Below are 17,178 nucleotides of genomic sequence, written 5' to 3'. Positions count from 1 at the left end.
CTTATACTCATAATTTGTTACATTTGAGTAGGGAGGGAGGTTTTGCGCCGATTATTAAAAGGACCTTCTTCATTTATGCATAATAATTAAATACTTATTCTAACTATCCGATTGCTCGTAATCTTAGACTTTGTAATATTTTCTCTACACGCTAAAAAGAAAAACACCCTCTACACAGAGGGTGTTTTTCTTTTTAGCGGTAGTTAATAAATTGTACGTCAATCGGTAAGTCAGCACTGCGAACTGCTGCGATAACTGCTTGTAAGTCATCACGGCTTTTCGCTGTAACACGTACTTGGTCATCTTGTACTTGTGTTTTTACTTTTAATTTCATTTCTTTAATGATGTTGTTAATTTTTTTCGCGTTATCTTTATCGATACCTTGTTGAAGTGTTGCGCGTTGGCGAACGGTGTTACCAGTCGCAGCTTCAACTTTTCCGTAATCCAAGTTTTTAATTGGAACGTTACGTTTTACAAGTTTAGAAATTAGAACGTCTTTTACTTGGTCTAATTTGAACTCATCATCAGAAGTTAAAACAAGTACTTCTTTTTCTAATTTAATATCACTTTTACTTCCTTTAAAGTCATATCGGTTTTGGATTTCTTTTAATGCGATGTTAATTGCGTTTGTTACTTCAGGTAATTCTACTTTCGAAACGATGTCAAAAGAACTATCTTTTGCCATAGTTAGCACCTCCAAATAAATTTCTAATCTTTTTATGTACTGTACATACTAAAGTATAGCTGAAAACGAGCCTAGACTTAAGTGTTTTCATACTTATATTTATGTAACCTCATTTTATTATAGTGAATTTTGGGCAGTTGGACAAATAAAGGAAAAATCGTGTTATAATTAACTTTTGTTTGGAATGATAAAAAATATAAAAAAGTTAATTTTATATATATAGAAGGGAATTAAAAAATATGTATTTACAATTAGGATCGATTGAACAGGTAACTGTTTTACGCGAAACGGAAATCGGCTATATGGTTGGGACTGAAGAAGAAGAAATCTTCTTACATAAAAACGAATTAGTTGGAGAAATTGCAGAAGGCGATACGATTGATGTATTCTTATACCTTGATCACCAAAATCGTATTTCAGCAACAATGAAGGAGCCGCTTATTACAACTTTTGATTGGAACTGGGTAAAGGTTGTAGAAGTTATTCCTAGTTTAGGTGTGTTTGTTAATATTGGTGTATCAAAAGATATACTAATCCCAGCTGATGAGTTTCCGATTTATATGCCAGTATGGCCTGAAGTTGGCGACGAATTATATTGTACGTTAAAATTAACGAATCGTGATCGCCTTATCGCTCTTCCGGCAAGAGACAGTGATATGCAAGAAATTATCGTAGATGCGACGCCATCTATGCGTAATAAAAACGTAAATGGACGTGTGTATCGTTCACTTCAAGTTGGTTCATTCATACTAACTGATGAGCATTTCCGTGCTTTCTTACACCATACTGAAAGAAAAGAACAAGTCCGCATCGGTGAACGTGTAACGGGCCGTATTATTGACGTGAAAGATGACGGTACAATTAACATTTCACTTCTTCCTCGTAAAGAAGAAGGAATGGAAGATGATGCTACTGTAATTTATGCATATATGGAAGAACGAGGCGGAGCAATGCCGTTTTGGGATAAGAGCCACCCAGAAGATATTAAAGAACGTTTCAACATGAGTAAAGCTGCGTTTAAGCGTGCGCTTGGTAAGTTGATGAAAGAAGAAAAGATTTACCAAGAAGAAGGTTGGACGTATTTTAAGAAGTAAATTAAATAAAAAGCACTGCCTTATTTTGCTGTAAAAATAAGGCGGTGCTTTTTTAATTCCCTTGCTCATGCGCAAGAGTAAACGTATCTTCCAAGTCACTATCATTTATTTTAATATTTGCCTTTTTTAATTCCTTTTGTATTAACTTATGACTGAATGTAGGGTCGGCAATACGTTCTGCTTCTAAGTTTTTACGGATGGAGTCTTTCACTTCATCGTAAGGTTGTAAATCTTTTTTATCAGTTAATTTAATAATATGATAACCGTTTGGTGATTTAACGGGATTGCTAATTTGTCCGACTTTTAGTTTATAGGCAGCTGTTTCAAATTCAGGCGCCATTCTGCCTGAATTGAAGTATCCAAGGTCTCCACCTTTATCTTTTGATAGTAGATCTTGCGATTCTTGTTTTGCTAATTCTTCAAATGAAGCGCCAGCATCTAATTTTTTCTTTATTTCTTTCGCTTCATTTTCGTCACTTACTAAAATATGACTCGCTTTAATTTCTGGTTTATAGTGGTCTTTCACGTCTTTTTCTGTAACACTTTTCTTAATTGCTTCATTCATAGCAAGTTTGAACTTAATTTGATTTTTGAAATCAGCTTCATCTTTTAAACGATTGTTTTCGAGTACTGCTGTGAATTGATCTCCATATTGATTTTTCGCTTTTTGTACTTCTTTATCTACATCATCGTCAGATACTTTATATTTTTTCGTGATAACGTCTTGTGCCATCATTTCGTATAGCATGTCTTTTCCGTAACGATCTTTCAACTGTTTTTCGAAGTCGCTCTTCTTAATGGTTGAATCTGTTGCTGTAGCGACTGTAGCTGAGCTGTTTTTTTGTCCACAAGCAGCTAGCATTAATATACTTATTAGTGCAGTAATAATGAAAATGTGTTTCCCTCTCATGCCAACACCTCATCCGAATATGTTATCGCTATTGTAGAATATAGAAGTGAACATGAAGTGAATTTTTAATGTTTTTCCCTGTAAAATGTAAAAAAAGTACATCAACAATATTGTTGATGTACGATGGGATCAAAGGTGATCAGTCTTTTTAGAATAGGCACGCTTACCTTGCTGAATATTTTTTTGTTCTTGCTCATTTTTTTGTGTACGCTTTGCATTATTATCGCGTGCTTTTTTGTCGTTATCACTCGTATGTGGCATATGTATCAACTCCATTTCTAACCGTTGTACGTTTATCATTTCCTTTTTCGTAAAGACTATGTATAGCAGTGCATTCATGAATAATAAAGGTGGATTAGAAATGGATTTGAAGTTGAATTATACCGAACTTATAAAGAAGTTAATCGTTGTAATTGTCGCAGGCTTGTTAAACGCGATTGGAATGAATTTATTTTTAACGCCAGCGAAAGTGTACGCGAGTGGCTTTGCTGGATTGTCTCAATTGTTATCACAAATATTAGGGGACTTTTTATCTATTCACATATCAACGGGGGTATTGTTTAGTTTGTTTAATATTCCCGTCGTTATTTTAGCATGGAAAAAGGTTGGAAAGGCCTTTACTTTCTTTAGTTTTCTTTGCGTGATATTTATGACTTTGTTTCTAGAAATTATCCCGGTTAGAGCGGTTTCGAACGATATTATATTAAATGCGATTTTTGGTGGGATTATTTCAGCGATTGGGGTAGGGATTGCGTTGAAGTGGGGGGCTTCTACAGGTGGTTTAGATATTATCGCCATGATTTTATCAAAGATTAAAGATAAGCCTGTCGGTACGTATTTTTTCTTCTTTAATGCACTTATCATTATTGCGGCTGGCTATGTGTATGGATGGGAAAAAGCATTATATACTTTGGTGACTTTGTATGTGTCAACGCGAATTATTGATGCGATTCATACACGTCATGTAAAAATTACAGCACTAATTGTTACGAAGAATGGGACAGATGTACGAAAGGCGATTCATTCACGCTTAGTGAGGGGGATTACAACTATACCAGCAACAGGCGCTTATACAAATGAAAATAAGGAAATGTTAATGATTGTTATTACGCGTTATGAGTTATATGAATTAGAAAGGGTTATTAGGCAAGTGGACCCAGGTGCATTTACAAACGTATTACAGACGGTCGGAGTGTTTGGTTTGTTTCGAAAAGATTAAAGAGGACCAAAGCTGGTCCTCTTTTTTAATGTAAATTCGTAATATTTTGCAACTGCTCCTGCATTTCACGTAGCTGAACTTTTTCAGCTGTTGAAGAGTTTGCATAAGCAGAGTGCAAAGCGTTTTTTGCTCTATATACGAGATCTTGTTGCTCAGTACCGCTTGAACAAGTGACGGCATTTGCAACGGCATCTCTAGCTTGTTGGAATAGTAAGTTCCCCATTTAAACCCCTCCAAAAGAAGAGCTACTTCTCGCTTTTTCTGCCTCAGCTAATGTACCACGGTACGGGAATCTTGCATCATGCTTCATAACAGCATCGGCTCCTTGTTGGATAAAACGTTTTGATTTGTTCTTTTTACCCATTCGAAAAACCCCCTTTATTTAGCTGAAAACAATCGACGCGCTGACTTTTGCGTCTAATAATAGTATGAGCGTTTGGCGAGAAACTATAAGCAGGGAATTTTTAGATTATAATCCAAGAACCTCTTCTAAATATAGCGCAATACCATCTTCTTCATTCGTTAATGTCGTATGATTTGCGAGTGATTTTAATTCAGGAATTGCATTACCCATTGCGATGCCGTGACCAGCAAATTCAATCATTTCAAAGTCGTTATCTTCATCACCGAAAGCGATAATTCGCTCTTGTGGAATGTTGTAATGACTAGAAATTTTTTGTAATCCGACAGCTTTATTTAACCCACTTTTCACGATTTCAATAATCGGCCAAGGTGCGCCCCATTTTCTATGGTCGATTACTTCAGCATGCATATCAGTTAAATGTTGACGAATTGCACTGGAATGCTCGTCATGTGCGTCAATTAATAAGCAGGTTGGATGATCGTTTAAAATATTTAATAAGTCTCCTGTAAAAATCTTTGGAGAACCAAATTCGAAAATATGTTTTTTATCTTCATCAATTTCACGAACATACACATCGTCCATTACTTCAGCATATATATTTTTTACACCAAAATCAAAGCAAGCTCGGACAATTTCTTGGGCTGTTGCTAGCTCAAGAGGAGAGTGATGTGTTCCCCACTTTGAATCAAGAGGATGATGTACGTAAGCACCATTAAAGTTTACGATTGGTGTATTAAGACCGAGTTCTTTGTAGTAATCAAAACTAGCACGGAATGGACGTCCCGTTGAAATAACGACAATATGTCCTTGCTCCTTTGCTTTTGCAATTGTATGTTTTGTTCGAGTGGAAATTATTTTGTTGTCTGTTAATAAAGTGCCGTCTAAGTCTAATGCGATTAAATGCTGTTTATTCATAATTTCACCTCTTATAATATTTTTTTGTTTCTATCTGTATTTCCGTTTTTAATATGCAGAAATAAGAGGTTAAACTGGGTGAGAACACCAAAGATGGAAAGTTCACTATATATCCATCTTACGTCGCAAAGTGCTGCGGTGTCTACTATTTCTCGCTGGAAATTAAGAAAAGTCAACGTCTTTTTAGAAAGTTCAAACAATGTTTCTTTCATTATGTACAAATTGTGAAAAGGGTTACATTGCTCGTATGATGAGGCTTATAATGAACATGTAATCTTCTCGTATATGTTTGACTCTCCTTTGAAGCTAGCCTATAGTAGGTTGGTTTCTTTTTTTTCTATAAATAGGAAAGAAATCCCTTCCTAAGCTTGTGTCATTCATGTATATGTACAAGAACGAAATGTAGTACTTGTTTCCTAAACATGACAGAAAAGCTTTCTTTTAAAATGGATATACTAATGAGGCAAAGACGTCATGGAAGGAGAATGGAAATGGGACAAAATCGCAGGTTTCGTTCTGGACAAAAAGCGCCAAACGATGGTATTTACGTAGAAATTGGTGAAACAGGAAGTATGGTAAAAGATCCGCAAATGGTGAAATTAACTGCGGGTGAAAAATTTCCAGATAACGCGAATCATAACCGTCAGTGGACATATAAAAGAAAACCGTAACAGGAGCCGCAATCATTATTGCGGCTTTTTTGTCGTTACGCATTGCGTATATTTTTTCAGTTGTATAATGAATGTTCCCTTTTTCTTTTTCCAATAATAAGTTTGAAAATACATAAGCAAAATTATTGTATGAAAAAGTCAGTTGGCGTATAATCAAATCAAAGGTCAAAGAAAGTCAAACGTTTGGAGGACTGTAAAGATGGACTTAAATCAAATGACAACAAAAACACAAGAGGCGATTATGAGTGCCCAATCTTTAGCGGTATCTCATCATCATCAAGAAGTAGATACTGTTCATCTCTTGTTTACATTATTAGAAGAGCAAGATGGATTAGCAGTGCGTATTTTTCAAAAAATGAATGTCGATATAGAAGCGTTAAAGCAAGGCGCCGAAAGTTTAATTAAGAAAAAACCTTCTGTAACGGGAAGCGGTGCAGAAGTAGGAAAATTATATATAACAGGTGCTCTGCAACAACTACTTGTAAGAGCAGGAAAAGAAGCAGAGAAATTGCAAGATGACTACATTTCAGTTGAACATGTATTGCTTGCTTTTTCAGAAGAAAAAGGCGATATAAATCAATTACTTACAAGATTTCACATTACAAAAGATAACTTATTACAGTCTTTAATGACAGTTCGGGGGAATCAAAGAGTGACTAGTCAAAATCCAGAAGCAACTTATGAAGCGTTAGAAAAATATGGTCGTGATTTAGTGGCGGAAGTGAGAGCAGGGAAAATTGATCCTGTTATCGGTCGCGATAGTGAAATTCGACGTGTAATCCGCATTCTTTCACGTAAAACGAAAAACAACCCGGTTTTAATTGGTGAACCCGGTGTTGGTAAAACAGCAATCGTTGAAGGATTAGCACAGCGTATTGTGAAGAAGGATGTACCAGAAGGATTAAAAGATAGAACAATCTTCGCATTAGATATGAGTGCGCTTGTAGCTGGAGCGAAATTCCGTGGTGAGTTTGAAGAGCGTCTGCAAGCTGTATTAAATGAAATTAAAAAGAGTGAAGGTCGCATTTTATTATTCATTGATGAACTTCACACAATCGTCGGCGCTGGTAAAACAGAAGGTGCGATGGACGCAGGAAATATGTTAAAACCGATGCTTGCGCGTGGTGAACTGCATTGTATTGGGGCGACAACGTTAGATGAGTATCGTAAATATATTGAGAAAGATCCAGCACTAGAAAGACGTTTCCAACAAGTATTAGCAGAAGAACCAACTGTTGAAGATACAATTTCCATTTTACGTGGTTTAAAAGAGCGTTTTGAAATTTATCATGGTGTAAATATTCATGACCGCGCGATTGTAGCAGCATCCGTTTTATCAGATCGATATATTTCGGATCGTTTCTTACCAGATAAAGCGATCGATCTTGTTGACGAAGCGTGTGCAACAATTCGAACAGAGATTGATTCTATGCCAACAGAATTAGATGAAGTAACGCGCCGCATTATGCAGCTGGAAATTGAAGAAGCGGCTCTTGGAAAAGAGAAGGACTTTGGTAGCCAAGAACGCCTGAAAACGTTGCAACGTGAATTATCGGATTTAAAAGAAGTTGCAAGTGGTATGAGAGCGAAATGGGAAAAAGAAAAAGAAGATATTCATAAAGTGCGTGACTTACGTGAACATTTAGAGCGTCTGCGCCGTGAATTAGAAGAAGCAGAAGGTAATTACGATTTAAATAAAGCAGCGGAACTTCGTCACGGGAAAATTCCTGCAATTGAAAAAGAGTTAAAAGAAGCAGAAGAAATAGGTGCACATAATAAACAAGAGAATCGCTTATTACGTGAGGAAGTAAGTGAAGAAGAGATTGCTGATATTGTTTCACGCTGGACTGGTATTCCTGTCGCAAAACTCGTTGAAGGTGAACGCGAGAAATTACTACGCTTAGAGCAAATTTTATCAGAGCGTGTCATCGGACAAGAGGAAGCGGTAAGCTTAGTATCAGACGCAGTTCTTCGTGCACGCGCTGGTATTAAAGACCCGAACCGTCCAATTGGTTCCTTCATCTTCTTAGGACCGACAGGTGTTGGTAAAACAGAACTTGCAAAAACGTTAGCGCAGTCTTTATTCGATAGTGAAGAGCAAATGATTCGTATCGACATGTCTGAGTATATGGAGAAACATGCTGTGTCACGCTTAATAGGTGCGCCTCCTGGATATGTTGGATATGAAGAGGGCGGTCAATTAACAGAAGCGGTAAGACGTAAACCGTATTCAGTTATTTTGTTAGACGAAATCGAAAAAGCACATCCAGAAGTATTCAACATTTTATTACAAATGTTAGATGATGGACGCATTACAGATTCTCAAGGACGTACAGTAGACTTTAAAAACACGGTTATTATTATGACTTCAAATATTGGATCTGCTCATTTGTTAGATGGATTAGAAGCAGATGGCTCAATTAAAGAGGAATCAAGAGAACTTGTAATGGGGCAATTAAGAGGACATTTCCGACCAGAGTTTTTAAATCGTGTCGATGAAATTATTTTATTCAAACCTCTTACAACGAATGAAATTAAAGGTATTGTTGATAAAATTGTAAAAGAATTACAAGGTCGTTTAGCTGACCGTCATATTACAGTAGAATTAACAGACGCAGCGAGAGAATTTATTGTAGAAGCTGGCTTTGATCCGATGTACGGAGCTCGTCCATTAAAACGATATGTACAGCGTCAAGTTGAGACGAAATTAGCGAGAGAATTAATTGCAGGAACAATTACTGATAACAGTCACGTAGTTGTTGATGTAGAAAATAACGAATTAGTCGTTCATGTAAAGTAAAATAAAAAAGAGTTCGGATAAAATCCGGACTCTTTTTTTAGTGTTGTTCTACTGGCTCGTTTGGAATTGTAGCTGAAATTGCTAGTACTAATACCGCAAGAACAACTGAGAAAATAGACGTTTGGTTAAAATCGTATGTACCGCCAGTCATAGAGCCGATTACGTAGCTCATCATATGTACAAGCGCGAACGACCAAATTAATGCCCAAATGAAACGCATATTTTACACCTCTATTCGTTCAATCTGTCCTTATTGTAACACAATTGAAAAAAGAATATAGAAAAATATTTGTAGATTTTTCAACGCAAATTTGCATTCCGTTCATACATTATAGAAGAGTACTTTTATACGTTTAGAAAATAAGGCGGGGGAAAAATGAGTATTACGGAACGTTTTTTTTATTTAGAAAAAGAACCATGTGTCATTTATTTACCGGAGAAGCCAAATGGATTTTCTGTTATGCTTCTCGGTGATTATAACTACTTTATTGAGAATGGTACAAGTTTATGGACACAGCATGCAGGTAGATCTTATTTTTTACATGGCCTTATTGAGGAAGGCTACACGGTCTTTTCCTCTAATTTATACGGAAGACATTGGGGAAACGACCAATCTGTTCGTCTAGCAAAACGTTTATATGACGTTGTTTTGAGAAAAGAGACATTAAATGCGAAAATGCACATTATGGCAGATGGTATGGGTGCACTTGTAGCACTTGAAATGATGAACAAATACCCTGAATGTATACGCTCTGTCATTATGTTAAATCCATGTTTAGATTTACCAGAATATGTGGAGTTTGAAAAAGAGCATAAGTTTTTTTACAAAAGATTAGTGAAGGAATTAAGTTTGGCGTATGATTCCAAAGAAGAAGAATTAGAATCCAAAATAAATAAGAAATCATTTACGCTTCTTCCGTCTTGTGTACCTGTTAAAGTTTTCGTATCAACACAAGAAAAAAGAGGAAGAAAACAGTTGTTACGTAAATATGAGAAAATGAGGCAATTCAATCAATGCGATACTTCTGTCTTATTCCATCTGCAAGATGTGAAATATAAAATGGTTAGGCAAACGACTGATTTCTTTAAAAAATATGAAGAAGAATTGTGAAGCTCCCATATACATAAATGAGGAGCTATTTGTTTCAAGGAGAAAGGGTTGGTGGTATGGAGCGCGTGCTAATTATAGGTGCACTTACGTTTGTAGGTTATCACCTTGTGAATAAAATGATTGCAGAAGAAGTAGAAGTGTACGGTCTTGATTTTGATGAATTCGAGAATATGAAAAAAATTAATGAAGAGAAGTTATTGTTGATTGGACGAAATGCGTTATTTACGTATTATTCGATAAGAGATGAAGATGGATGGAGATCAGTAGAAGGAGAGAAGTTCGATACGGTTTACTTTTGCTTGTATGAGCCAAATCAACAAAGTGGTTTTCGGAATGAAAGAGTTATATTACAGTATTTAAAGCGGATTATAAGACTGTGTGCAGAGCAGAAAGTGAAGTTAAATCTAATTTCTTCTATTGAAGTAGGAAACGCAGATGAATCTGAAAATAAACGTTTATTTTTGAAAGTGGAAGAAGGATTGAAAAAAGGAGAGGCACCATATAGTGTATTTCGAGTTCCTACATTATATGGGCCATGGCAACCATCTTTTATGATGTATCATCAGCTCATTTTATCAGAACTGGATGAGAAAGAGTGCCATTATGCGAGCGAGGAAAATGGAAGTGATCTATTGTACGTGGAAGATGTATGTGAATACTTATGGGAAAATGGAATGAACGAGGAGCATCTCGGCATATACAATTTACTTAGTGGTAAAAAGTCATTATGGAAAAAAGGTATGAGCCTTTTACGTGCAGTGGATAAAGTGAATAAAAAGAATGAGGAAGAACGAAATGATGCTGTCGAGGTTATTTCGATAAAAAGAAATACCCCGTTAGAATACGGTTTAAATAAACAATTGGCACATATGAAAAAATATAAAGAGTTATACGAAGGATAGCGAGCGTGTTACACTATGTATGTGAAAGTTTTAATGGAGAGGAAGAACATAATATGAATGAGAAAAGCATGCAATTTTTACAAATCGCAATGAAGCATTTACCAGAAGCAAAGGCCATCTTAGATTCGAATGGAATTGCGCTTGATATGGAGAAAGCACAACCAGTATTAGAGTTATTGATGAAAGTTATGAACGAAGCATATGAGCTTGGGAAAGCAGATAAAGAATAAAACCTTCTTTTTTGGAAGGGAAGAGAGGCTCGAACTGTGGATAGAAGCGGTTCGGGCCTTTTTATATTTCAAAAGAAACAGGAAAGGTATGTTTCTGTTTCTTTTAATAAACAATAAAGTGAATAATGCTGGATTTATGTTTTAGCTGAAATATATTCTAGACAAAAATACATTTATGTTTTAAAATTAGTACCAAGTCATAATAATTGATATAAAACGGAGGGCTGCGATGTGAACGTGGGCATTTTAGGGATCGGAAGATATGTGCCAGAAAAAGTAGTCACAAATCACGATTTAGAGAAAATCGTAGATACATCTGATGAATGGATTCGTACGAGAACGGGAATTGCAGAAAGACGCATTGCCGATGATACAATAGATACTTCATATATGGCGGTAGAGGCTTCTAAAAAAGCACTTGAAGATGCCGGGATTAGCGGAGAGGATATCGACCTGATTTTAGTGGCAACAGTAACACCAGATCGAGCATTCCCAGCAGTAGCTTGTGTCATTCAAGAAGCCATTGGCGCAAAACACGCAGCCGCAATGGATTTAAGTGCAGCGTGTGCTGGTTTTATGTACGGAATGATTACAGCGCAACAATTTATTCAAACGGGAACTTATAAAAATGTATTAGTAGTTGGTAGTGATAAACTATCTAAAATTGTAGACTGGAATGATCGAAATACAGCAGTACTATTTGGAGACGGAGCCGGTGCTATCGTAATGGGGGCGGTTTCAGAAGGAAGAGGCGTTCTATCTTTCGAATTAGGAGCAGACGGAAGCGGCGGTAAGCATCTTTATCAAGACGAGTATGTTATGATGAACGGCAGAGAAGTCTTTAAATTTGCTGTTCGCCAACTTGGTGATTCCTGTCTTCGCGTGTTAGAAAAAGCGGGACTTACGAAAGAGGATGTGGATTTTTTAGTACCACATCAAGCGAATATTCGTATTATGGAATCTGCAAGAGAGAGATTAAATTTACCACAAGAAAAAATGAGTATGACAATTGAAAAGTTTGGTAATACATCAGCTTCTTCAATTCCAATTGCAATGGTAGAGGAATTGCAAAATGGACGTATTCAAGATGGTGATTTAATTATACTTGTTGGTTTCGGCGGCGGATTAACATGGGGAGCAGTTGCTCTTCGTTGGGGTAAATAAGGACTGAGAGAAAAAAAGGAGTGTATTTTGTATGGAGAAAAAGAGGGTCGTAATTACAGGACTAGGAGCTGTTACACCGATCGGAACAGATGTTGAAACAGCGTGGGAAAACATTAAAAAGGGTGTATCTGGAATCGGACGACTTACAAGAATTGATCCGGAACTGTTTCCAGCAAAAGTAGCAGCAGAAATTAACGACTTTGAAGTCGAGAAATATATTGATAAAAAAGAAGCGCGCCGTATGGATCGCTTTACACAATATGCAGTAGCAGCAGCGAAAATGGCAGTTGCAGATGCAAAGCTTGAAATTACAGAAGAAAACGGACCTCGAATTGGTGTATGGATTGGTTCTGGTATTGGCGGTATGGAAACATACGAAGAACAATTTAAGATTTTTACTGAGAAAGGTCCGCGCCGCGTGAGCCCATTTTTCGTACCAATGATGATCCCAGATATGGCAGCAGGTCAAGTATCGATCGCAACAGGAGCAAAAGGAATTAACACTTGTTCTGTAACGGCTTGTGCATCTGGTGCAAACTCAATTGGTGATGCATTTAAAGCAATTCAACGCGGTGATGCTGATGCAATGATAACAGGCGGAGCAGAAGCGCCGTTAACAAGTATGGCATTTGCAGGATTTAGTTCAGCGAAAGCATTAACATTTAATGAAGATCCAGCAACAGCTTGCCGTCCATTTGATAAAAACCGTAGTGGTTTCGTAATGGGTGAAGGTTCAGGTATTTTAATTCTCGAAGAATTAGAGCACGCATTAGCTCGTGGTGCTCACATTTATGCGGAAATCGCTGGTTACGGTGCAACTGGTGATGCATTCCATATTACAATGCCGGCTCCTGGCGGTGAAGGCGGCGTGCGTGCAATGCGTCAAGCTTTAGCAGATGCAGGTCTACAGCCAGAAGATATTGATTACATTAATGCGCACGGTACAAGTACGGATGCGAATGAAAAGTATGAAACGATGGCAATTAAAGAAACGTTCGGTGAGCATGCGTACAAAGTAGCAATTAGCTCAACGAAATCAATGACAGGTCACTTATTAGGAGCAGCTGGTGCTGTTGAAGCGATCTTCTCAATTAAATCAATTACAGACGGAGTAATCCCTCCAACAATTAACTATGAAACACCAGATCCGGAATGTGACTTAGATTACGTACCGAATAAAGCGAGACAACAAGAAGTAAATGCAGTATTAAGTAACTCACTAGGATTCGGTGGTCATAACGCAGTATTAGTATTTAAATCGTATAAATAATAGATGAGATAAGGAGTTTTTTCGCACTATATTGCGAAAAAACTCCTTATTTATTTTTACGCCTTTTTCTCCTTTTGCATATACATAAGAAAAAGGAGGGATAAAGATGGGGATTGTTGAAACTGCTGAGTGGTTACATCTATATTATGGACGGCCAGAAAAGCTGTGTGAAAAGTTTACGAAGTATATCCCGCTGCCAAAAGAAAGGTTGTATCGCTTTTTAATTTCTAAAGGTATGTACCGCCCAGTTATACGAGGAGAACAAGAAGTAAAAGAGTTAGAGGAAAAGGAAGTTTGGAAAGAGTTACGTACGGAGTATGAGAAACTGAAAACCTGGTTACAAGGTCCAGATGTCCCTGTCTTTATTTTATTATCAGATTCCTATAATCGAACTGTACAAGAAGAGTATAACGGTAGGGCGGGATTATCTATGCGTCACGTTATTTTCTTATTCGTATGTGGACGGAATTCGGTGGAAGAATTAAAGGTGTTATTGGCGCATGAATATCATCACATATGCAGGTTACATCAAATTGAGACAAAAGAAACAGAATATACATTACTTGATACGATGATTATGGAAGGGCTAGCTGAGCAAGCGGTAACGGAAAGATATTCAGAAAAAAACAATGCACCGTGGACGATGTATCTTTCAAAAGAAGAGGCTATTTATTATTGGAAAAATGTTGTACATGAAAGAATAAGTATAAAACGAGGAACAAGGGAGCACGACATCTTATTAAATGGATTTCACTCTTATCCAAAGATGCTGGGCTATGCGCTTGGATTTCATATTGTCAAAGATTGTGTAACATTGGAAGGAGAAGATACACTTTCTTTATTATCTATAGATGCAAAAGAAATATTGAATAAAGCAAATACATTTCATATATAAAAAACAGGAGCTCTATTTCCTGTTTTTTTTAGTATTAATAGAAGAAAAAATAATAATTAGAATATATTTCCTTAGGTGGAATAAAGTTAAGAAAAATTGAACATAATGATTGATACAAACAGTAGTGAAGTGAGGGGTAGTGAATGTTATATCTACATGATGTATGGGTAAATTGGTTTGAAGGTGAAGAGAATGGGTATAACGTTTGTCATTTTTACGAATGGCGGAAAGATGATACGATTGAGCTATTAGATCAAGTGCCATTATTAAAAGTAGATGCCACATTATATCATTACATCGAGGACGAATTGTTAGAGCTTCCGCAAAAATTGTTGGAAGACGTACATCATAAGGCATATATTCGTAAAAATCATGAACGTTTGCAGCAAGAGTATTGCTTTGTTGTTACAGATGGAAAAGGAATTATTGCGATTGACACAATTGGTTACAATGTACCAATTCGAAAAAGCAGACTTATACCGCGCCAAGAGCAGATGGTATATGAGATGGTAGAAAACGTACAAGCAGAAAAGTATGAGTTCCAAGTAGAAGAAATGGAAAAAGAACATCATATTTTATCACCATCACCTTTCATTATGAATGGCTTAACTCGTAAAGAAAGACAGCTTAAACAATTATTATTTATGGCGTTAGATCAATTACATACAACGAAAAACACAGCAGAAATTCGCTATTGGTTCACAGAGTGGGATCCATCAGCATACGGAATGGTTCAACATATGGAATTTGAAGATATTTGGGCTAAACTGTATGATGAAGCGAAAACAGGCTGGTCTGAGAAGCACGAACAATTATGCGAGCGTCTCGTAAAAGGACAGCCATTTTTTGAAAAGTTATGGGAAATGGAAAACGAGCAAAAGGTAAATTAAAAAAACCGCCAATTGGCGGTTTTTTTAATTTGTTGTAACTTAGCTCCGGCTCCTAGCTCTTCGCGTCTAAGAACCTTCCCCACGAGAAGGTAAAAAGCACCTTCTGTGGGAAAGAACCTTAGCCGTCAGGGCTAAACAGTCGCCTCCGCTTTTATAGAAATCTAGCTCCGGCTCCTAGCCCTTCGCGTCTAAGAACCTTCCCCACGAGAAGGTAAAAAGCACCTTCTGTGGGAAAGAACCTTAGCCGTCAGGGCTAAACAGTCGCCTCCGCTTTATATGTTACCTACGTTTTCTGCTTAGTCCCATTGCGTTTTCTACTTTGCGTAGTTGTTTGAATGCAACGCGGTTTGCTTTTTCTGCACCTTTGTCTAGAATTTCGTCTAGTTCTGGTGAGTTGATTAGTTCGTTATATTTGTCTTGGATTGGACGAATTGCTTCTACGACTACTGCTGCTAGGTCGCCTTTGAAGTCTCCGTATCCTTTTCCTTCGTACATTGCTTCTATTTCTTCAACTGTTTTTCCAGAGAATGAAGAGTAGATTGTTAATAAGTTAGAGATTCCAGGTTTGTTTTCTTTATCAAATTTCACGATACCTTCAGAATCAGTTACAGCACTTTTAATTTTCTTTTCAATTGTTTTTGGTTCATCAAGCATACTGATCATTGCTTTTGGATTCGGATCAGATTTACTCATTTTTTTCGTAGGTTCTGTTAATGACATAACGCGAGCTCCTACTTTTGGAATACGAATTTCAGGAACAGTGAACACTTCACGGAAGCGTTTGTTGAAACGCTCTGCTAGGTCGCGTGTTAATTCCATATGTTGTTTTTGATCATCACCAACAGGTACGATTTCAGTGTTGTAAAGTAAAATATCAGCAGCCATTAATGGTGGATACGTTAGTAATCCAGCTGGAACTGAATCTCTACCAGAAGATTTATCTTTATATTGCGTCATACGCTCTAATTCTCCAACGTAAGCAACTGATTGCATAATCCATCCTAGTTGAGCGTGTGCTGGTACTTCTGATTGTACAAATAAAGTAGCTTTTTCAGGATCGATGCCGCATGCTACATAAAGTGCAGCAAGACTGCGAATGTTTTTACGAAGTTGTACGGGATCTTGAGGTACTGTAATCGCATGTTGGTTTACAATACAGAAATAACAGTCGTGTTCATTTTGAAGCTCTGTAAATTGCTTCATAGCTCCTAAATAGTTTCCAAGTGTAATCGTTCCACTCGGCTGAATACCAGAAAAGATAACTGACATAAGTAATTCCTCCTAAATTTGAATGCGTGATGGGGAAGAGAAGGCAAACAAAAAAGCCCATTCATCCCAAAAACTATAGGGACGAATGGACCGCGGTACCACCCTAATTATTTCACTACTGTGAAATCTCTCTAATCCATAATAACGTTTGGATATAACGCCAAAGCCTACTACTTTCGGTTCGGTTTGGTGCTCAAAAGCCCATTCCATACTGCGCAATTACTTGTTCACACCAGCCACAAGCTCTCTGAAATTGCCTCAATATGTACTCTTCTTTATCATCGCATACATATAAATTTATTTATTGTTACCTAAGCTCTTTTAATATGAAAGAACTAAAGTTTTATAACAAAATGTTTTGCTGATTATTATATCATATGGGATAGTGTTTGCAAACTACATCAAAATAGTAAAGCTAATGAGGGTCGAGAACAACCCAAGAACGATACCGGTAATACAAATTGGATACGTCCATTTGAATGAATATGTTTTATAAATACGTTCTTTCTTATCGACAGGTTCCTCTATTTCTTCAATTAAAGACTCAATTTTTTTGTTCGTACCAAATACTCTTTGGAAGGCGTAAATTGTTACGTTAAAAAATCCATTTTGAAATATGAATAAAAAACCGCCTATAAGAATAAAAAATAGTGCGACATAAAACGATATATTGACAAAATTCAACAAAAATTGCGATGAAACGAGGAATGCGCCAATACTAGAAGCGATTATCGCTATGAAAATTAGTATACAAGTATGAAAAAAAACTTTATTCAAAATGTTCCCCTC

Annotated in this window: 20 protein-coding genes and 1 other annotated feature; of the genes, 11 read left to right on the top strand and 9 right to left on the bottom strand. The window is 36.8% G+C overall.

Annotated elements, in window-relative coordinates; genetic code table 11:
• Positions 1-193 precede the first annotated feature (193 nt).
• Entirely contained in the window at positions 194-685 is a 492-nt protein-coding gene (locus DM800_RS12620) for a YajQ family cyclic di-GMP-binding protein (protein WP_001040146.1), read from the bottom strand.
• A gap of 239 nt (positions 686-924) precedes the next feature.
• On the opposite strand from DM800_RS12620, the gene DM800_RS12615 reads away from it, so the two are divergent.
• Positions 925-1,779, top strand: a complete 855-nt coding sequence (locus tag DM800_RS12615; RefSeq protein ID WP_088062457.1) for a CvfB family protein — start codon at positions 925-927, stop codon at positions 1,777-1,779.
• A gap of 52 nt (positions 1,780-1,831) precedes the next feature.
• On the opposite strand, the gene prsA is transcribed toward DM800_RS12615, so the two are convergent.
• Positions 1,832-2,689, bottom strand: a complete 858-nt coding sequence (gene prsA, locus DM800_RS12610; protein ID WP_060489315.1) for a peptidylprolyl isomerase PrsA — start codon at positions 2,687-2,689, stop codon at positions 1,832-1,834.
• A gap of 129 nt (positions 2,690-2,818) precedes the next feature.
• Positions 2,819-2,950, bottom strand: a complete 132-nt coding sequence (locus DM800_RS12605) for a DUF3941 domain-containing protein (protein WP_001120851.1) — start codon at positions 2,948-2,950, stop codon at positions 2,819-2,821.
• A gap of 100 nt (positions 2,951-3,050) precedes the next feature.
• On the opposite strand from DM800_RS12605, the gene DM800_RS12600 reads away from it, so the two are divergent.
• Positions 3,051-3,908 carry a YitT family protein gene (locus DM800_RS12600; RefSeq protein ID WP_060489317.1) on the top strand — a complete coding sequence of 286 codons (858 nt, stop codon included), beginning with the start codon at positions 3,051-3,053 and terminating at the stop codon, positions 3,906-3,908.
• Between the two features lie 25 nt (positions 3,909-3,933).
• Here DM800_RS12600 and DM800_RS12595 read toward each other — a convergent pair whose 3' ends face one another.
• The 3 genes from DM800_RS12595 to DM800_RS12585 form a co-directional block, all read right to left on the bottom strand.
• Positions 3,934-4,131, bottom strand: a complete 198-nt coding sequence (locus DM800_RS12595; protein ID WP_046957006.1) for a DUF3813 domain-containing protein — start codon at positions 4,129-4,131, stop codon at positions 3,934-3,936.
• Entirely contained in the window at positions 4,132-4,272 is a 141-nt protein-coding gene (locus DM800_RS12590; protein WP_147786923.1) for a competence protein, read from the bottom strand.
• Between the two features lie 105 nt (positions 4,273-4,377).
• Positions 4,378-5,187 carry a Cof-type HAD-IIB family hydrolase gene (locus tag DM800_RS12585; RefSeq protein ID WP_048545178.1) on the bottom strand — a complete coding sequence of 270 codons (810 nt, stop codon included), beginning with the start codon at positions 5,185-5,187 and terminating at the stop codon, positions 4,378-4,380.
• 491 nt (positions 5,188-5,678) lie between these two features.
• On the opposite strand from DM800_RS12585, the gene DM800_RS12580 reads away from it, so the two are divergent.
• Positions 5,679-5,858, top strand: coding sequence for a YjzC family protein (locus DM800_RS12580; protein ID WP_000531420.1), 180 nt, complete (start codon positions 5,679-5,681; stop codon positions 5,856-5,858).
• A gap of 199 nt (positions 5,859-6,057) precedes the next feature.
• Positions 6,058-8,658, top strand: a complete 2,601-nt coding sequence (gene clpB / locus DM800_RS12575) for an ATP-dependent chaperone ClpB (protein ID WP_147786922.1) — start codon at positions 6,058-6,060, stop codon at positions 8,656-8,658.
• Between the two features lie 37 nt (positions 8,659-8,695).
• Here the strand turns inward: clpB and DM800_RS12570 are convergent, their stop codons facing one another.
• Positions 8,696-8,878 carry a YjzD family protein gene (locus DM800_RS12570; RefSeq protein WP_147786921.1) on the bottom strand — a complete coding sequence of 61 codons (183 nt, stop codon included), beginning with the start codon at positions 8,876-8,878 and terminating at the stop codon, positions 8,696-8,698.
• Positions 8,879-9,034: 156 nt separating this feature from the next.
• Between DM800_RS12570 and DM800_RS12565 the strand changes: the two genes are divergently transcribed.
• The 7 genes from DM800_RS12565 (at position 9,035) to DM800_RS12535 (ending at position 15,120) form a co-directional block, all read left to right on the top strand.
• Positions 9,035-9,769: a lipase family protein gene (locus tag DM800_RS12565; RefSeq protein WP_048545174.1), complete on the top strand. Its 735-nt coding sequence runs from the start codon at positions 9,035-9,037 to the stop codon at positions 9,767-9,769.
• 29 nt (positions 9,770-9,798) lie between these two features.
• Entirely contained in the window at positions 9,799-10,671 is an 873-nt protein-coding gene (locus tag DM800_RS12560) for an NAD-dependent epimerase/dehydratase family protein (protein WP_147786920.1), read from the top strand.
• A gap of 53 nt (positions 10,672-10,724) precedes the next feature.
• Positions 10,725-10,901, top strand: a complete 177-nt coding sequence (locus tag DM800_RS12555; RefSeq protein ID WP_001003337.1) for a ComZ family protein — start codon at positions 10,725-10,727, stop codon at positions 10,899-10,901.
• A 231-nt stretch (positions 10,902-11,132) separates the two neighbouring features.
• The gene (gene fabH / locus DM800_RS12550) at positions 11,133-12,065 is read left to right on the top strand and encodes a beta-ketoacyl-ACP synthase III (RefSeq protein WP_001100551.1); all 933 of its coding nucleotides are present in this window, start codon (positions 11,133-11,135) and stop codon (positions 12,063-12,065) included.
• Between the two features lie 31 nt (positions 12,066-12,096).
• Complete coding sequence (fabF, locus tag DM800_RS12545) at positions 12,097-13,335, top strand: beta-ketoacyl-ACP synthase II (protein ID WP_000412643.1); 1,239 nt, start codon at positions 12,097-12,099, stop codon at positions 13,333-13,335.
• A 106-nt stretch (positions 13,336-13,441) separates the two neighbouring features.
• Positions 13,442-14,230, top strand: coding sequence for a DUF2268 domain-containing putative Zn-dependent protease (locus tag DM800_RS12540; RefSeq protein WP_097906727.1), 789 nt, complete (start codon positions 13,442-13,444; stop codon positions 14,228-14,230).
• Positions 14,231-14,373: 143 nt separating this feature from the next.
• Entirely contained in the window at positions 14,374-15,120 is a 747-nt protein-coding gene (locus DM800_RS12535) for a YjbA family protein (RefSeq protein WP_000966116.1), read from the top strand.
• Between the two features lie 279 nt (positions 15,121-15,399).
• Here the strand turns inward: DM800_RS12535 and trpS are convergent, their stop codons facing one another.
• Complete coding sequence (gene trpS, locus DM800_RS12530; RefSeq protein WP_000110998.1) at positions 15,400-16,389, bottom strand: tryptophan--tRNA ligase; 990 nt, start codon at positions 16,387-16,389, stop codon at positions 15,400-15,402.
• Between the two features lie 74 nt (positions 16,390-16,463).
• Positions 16,464-16,680: a binding site (T-box leader), on the bottom strand.
• Between the two features lie 105 nt (positions 16,681-16,785).
• Positions 16,786-17,166 carry a DUF3899 domain-containing protein gene (locus tag DM800_RS12525; protein WP_147786919.1) on the bottom strand — a complete coding sequence of 127 codons (381 nt, stop codon included), beginning with the start codon at positions 17,164-17,166 and terminating at the stop codon, positions 16,786-16,788.
• Between the last annotated feature and the right edge of the window lie 12 nt (positions 17,167-17,178).

This window comes from Bacillus sp. AY18-3, assembly GCF_008042305.1.
Lineage (GTDB): Bacteria > Bacillota > Bacilli > Bacillales > Bacillaceae_G > Bacillus_A > Bacillus_A wiedmannii.
Note: the sequence above shows the minus strand (reverse complement) of the source record. Positions and strands in the feature narration are given on the sequence as shown.

Coding starts and splice junctions, on each gene's coding strand:
- DM800_RS12620 (WP_001040146.1), bottom strand. CDS start 685: ATGGCAAAAGATAGTTCTTTTGACATCGTTTCGAAAGTAGAATTACCT.
- DM800_RS12615 (WP_088062457.1), top strand. CDS start 925: ATGTATTTACAATTAGGATCGATTGAACAGGTAACTGTTTTACGCGAA.
- prsA (WP_060489315.1), bottom strand. CDS start 2,689: ATGAGAGGGAAACACATTTTCATTATTACTGCACTAATAAGTATATTA.
- DM800_RS12605 (WP_001120851.1), bottom strand. CDS start 2,950: ATGCCACATACGAGTGATAACGACAAAAAAGCACGCGATAATAATGCA.
- DM800_RS12600 (WP_060489317.1), top strand. CDS start 3,051: ATGGATTTGAAGTTGAATTATACCGAACTTATAAAGAAGTTAATCGTT.
- DM800_RS12595 (WP_046957006.1), bottom strand. CDS start 4,131: ATGGGGAACTTACTATTCCAACAAGCTAGAGATGCCGTTGCAAATGCC.
- DM800_RS12590 (WP_147786923.1), bottom strand. CDS start 4,272: ATGGGTAAAAAGAACAAATCAAAACGTTTTATCCAACAAGGAGCCGAT.
- DM800_RS12585 (WP_048545178.1), bottom strand. CDS start 5,187: ATGAATAAACAGCATTTAATCGCATTAGACTTAGACGGCACTTTATTA.
- DM800_RS12580 (WP_000531420.1), top strand. CDS start 5,679: ATGGGACAAAATCGCAGGTTTCGTTCTGGACAAAAAGCGCCAAACGAT.
- clpB (WP_147786922.1), top strand. CDS start 6,058: ATGGACTTAAATCAAATGACAACAAAAACACAAGAGGCGATTATGAGT.
- DM800_RS12570 (WP_147786921.1), bottom strand. CDS start 8,878: ATGCGTTTCATTTGGGCATTAATTTGGTCGTTCGCGCTTGTACATATG.
- DM800_RS12565 (WP_048545174.1), top strand. CDS start 9,035: ATGAGTATTACGGAACGTTTTTTTTATTTAGAAAAAGAACCATGTGTC.
- DM800_RS12555 (WP_001003337.1), top strand. CDS start 10,725: ATGAATGAGAAAAGCATGCAATTTTTACAAATCGCAATGAAGCATTTA.
- fabF (WP_000412643.1), top strand. CDS start 12,097: ATGGAGAAAAAGAGGGTCGTAATTACAGGACTAGGAGCTGTTACACCG.
- DM800_RS12540 (WP_097906727.1), top strand. CDS start 13,442: ATGGGGATTGTTGAAACTGCTGAGTGGTTACATCTATATTATGGACGG.
- DM800_RS12535 (WP_000966116.1), top strand. CDS start 14,374: ATGTTATATCTACATGATGTATGGGTAAATTGGTTTGAAGGTGAAGAG.
- trpS (WP_000110998.1), bottom strand. CDS start 16,389: ATGTCAGTTATCTTTTCTGGTATTCAGCCGAGTGGAACGATTACACTT.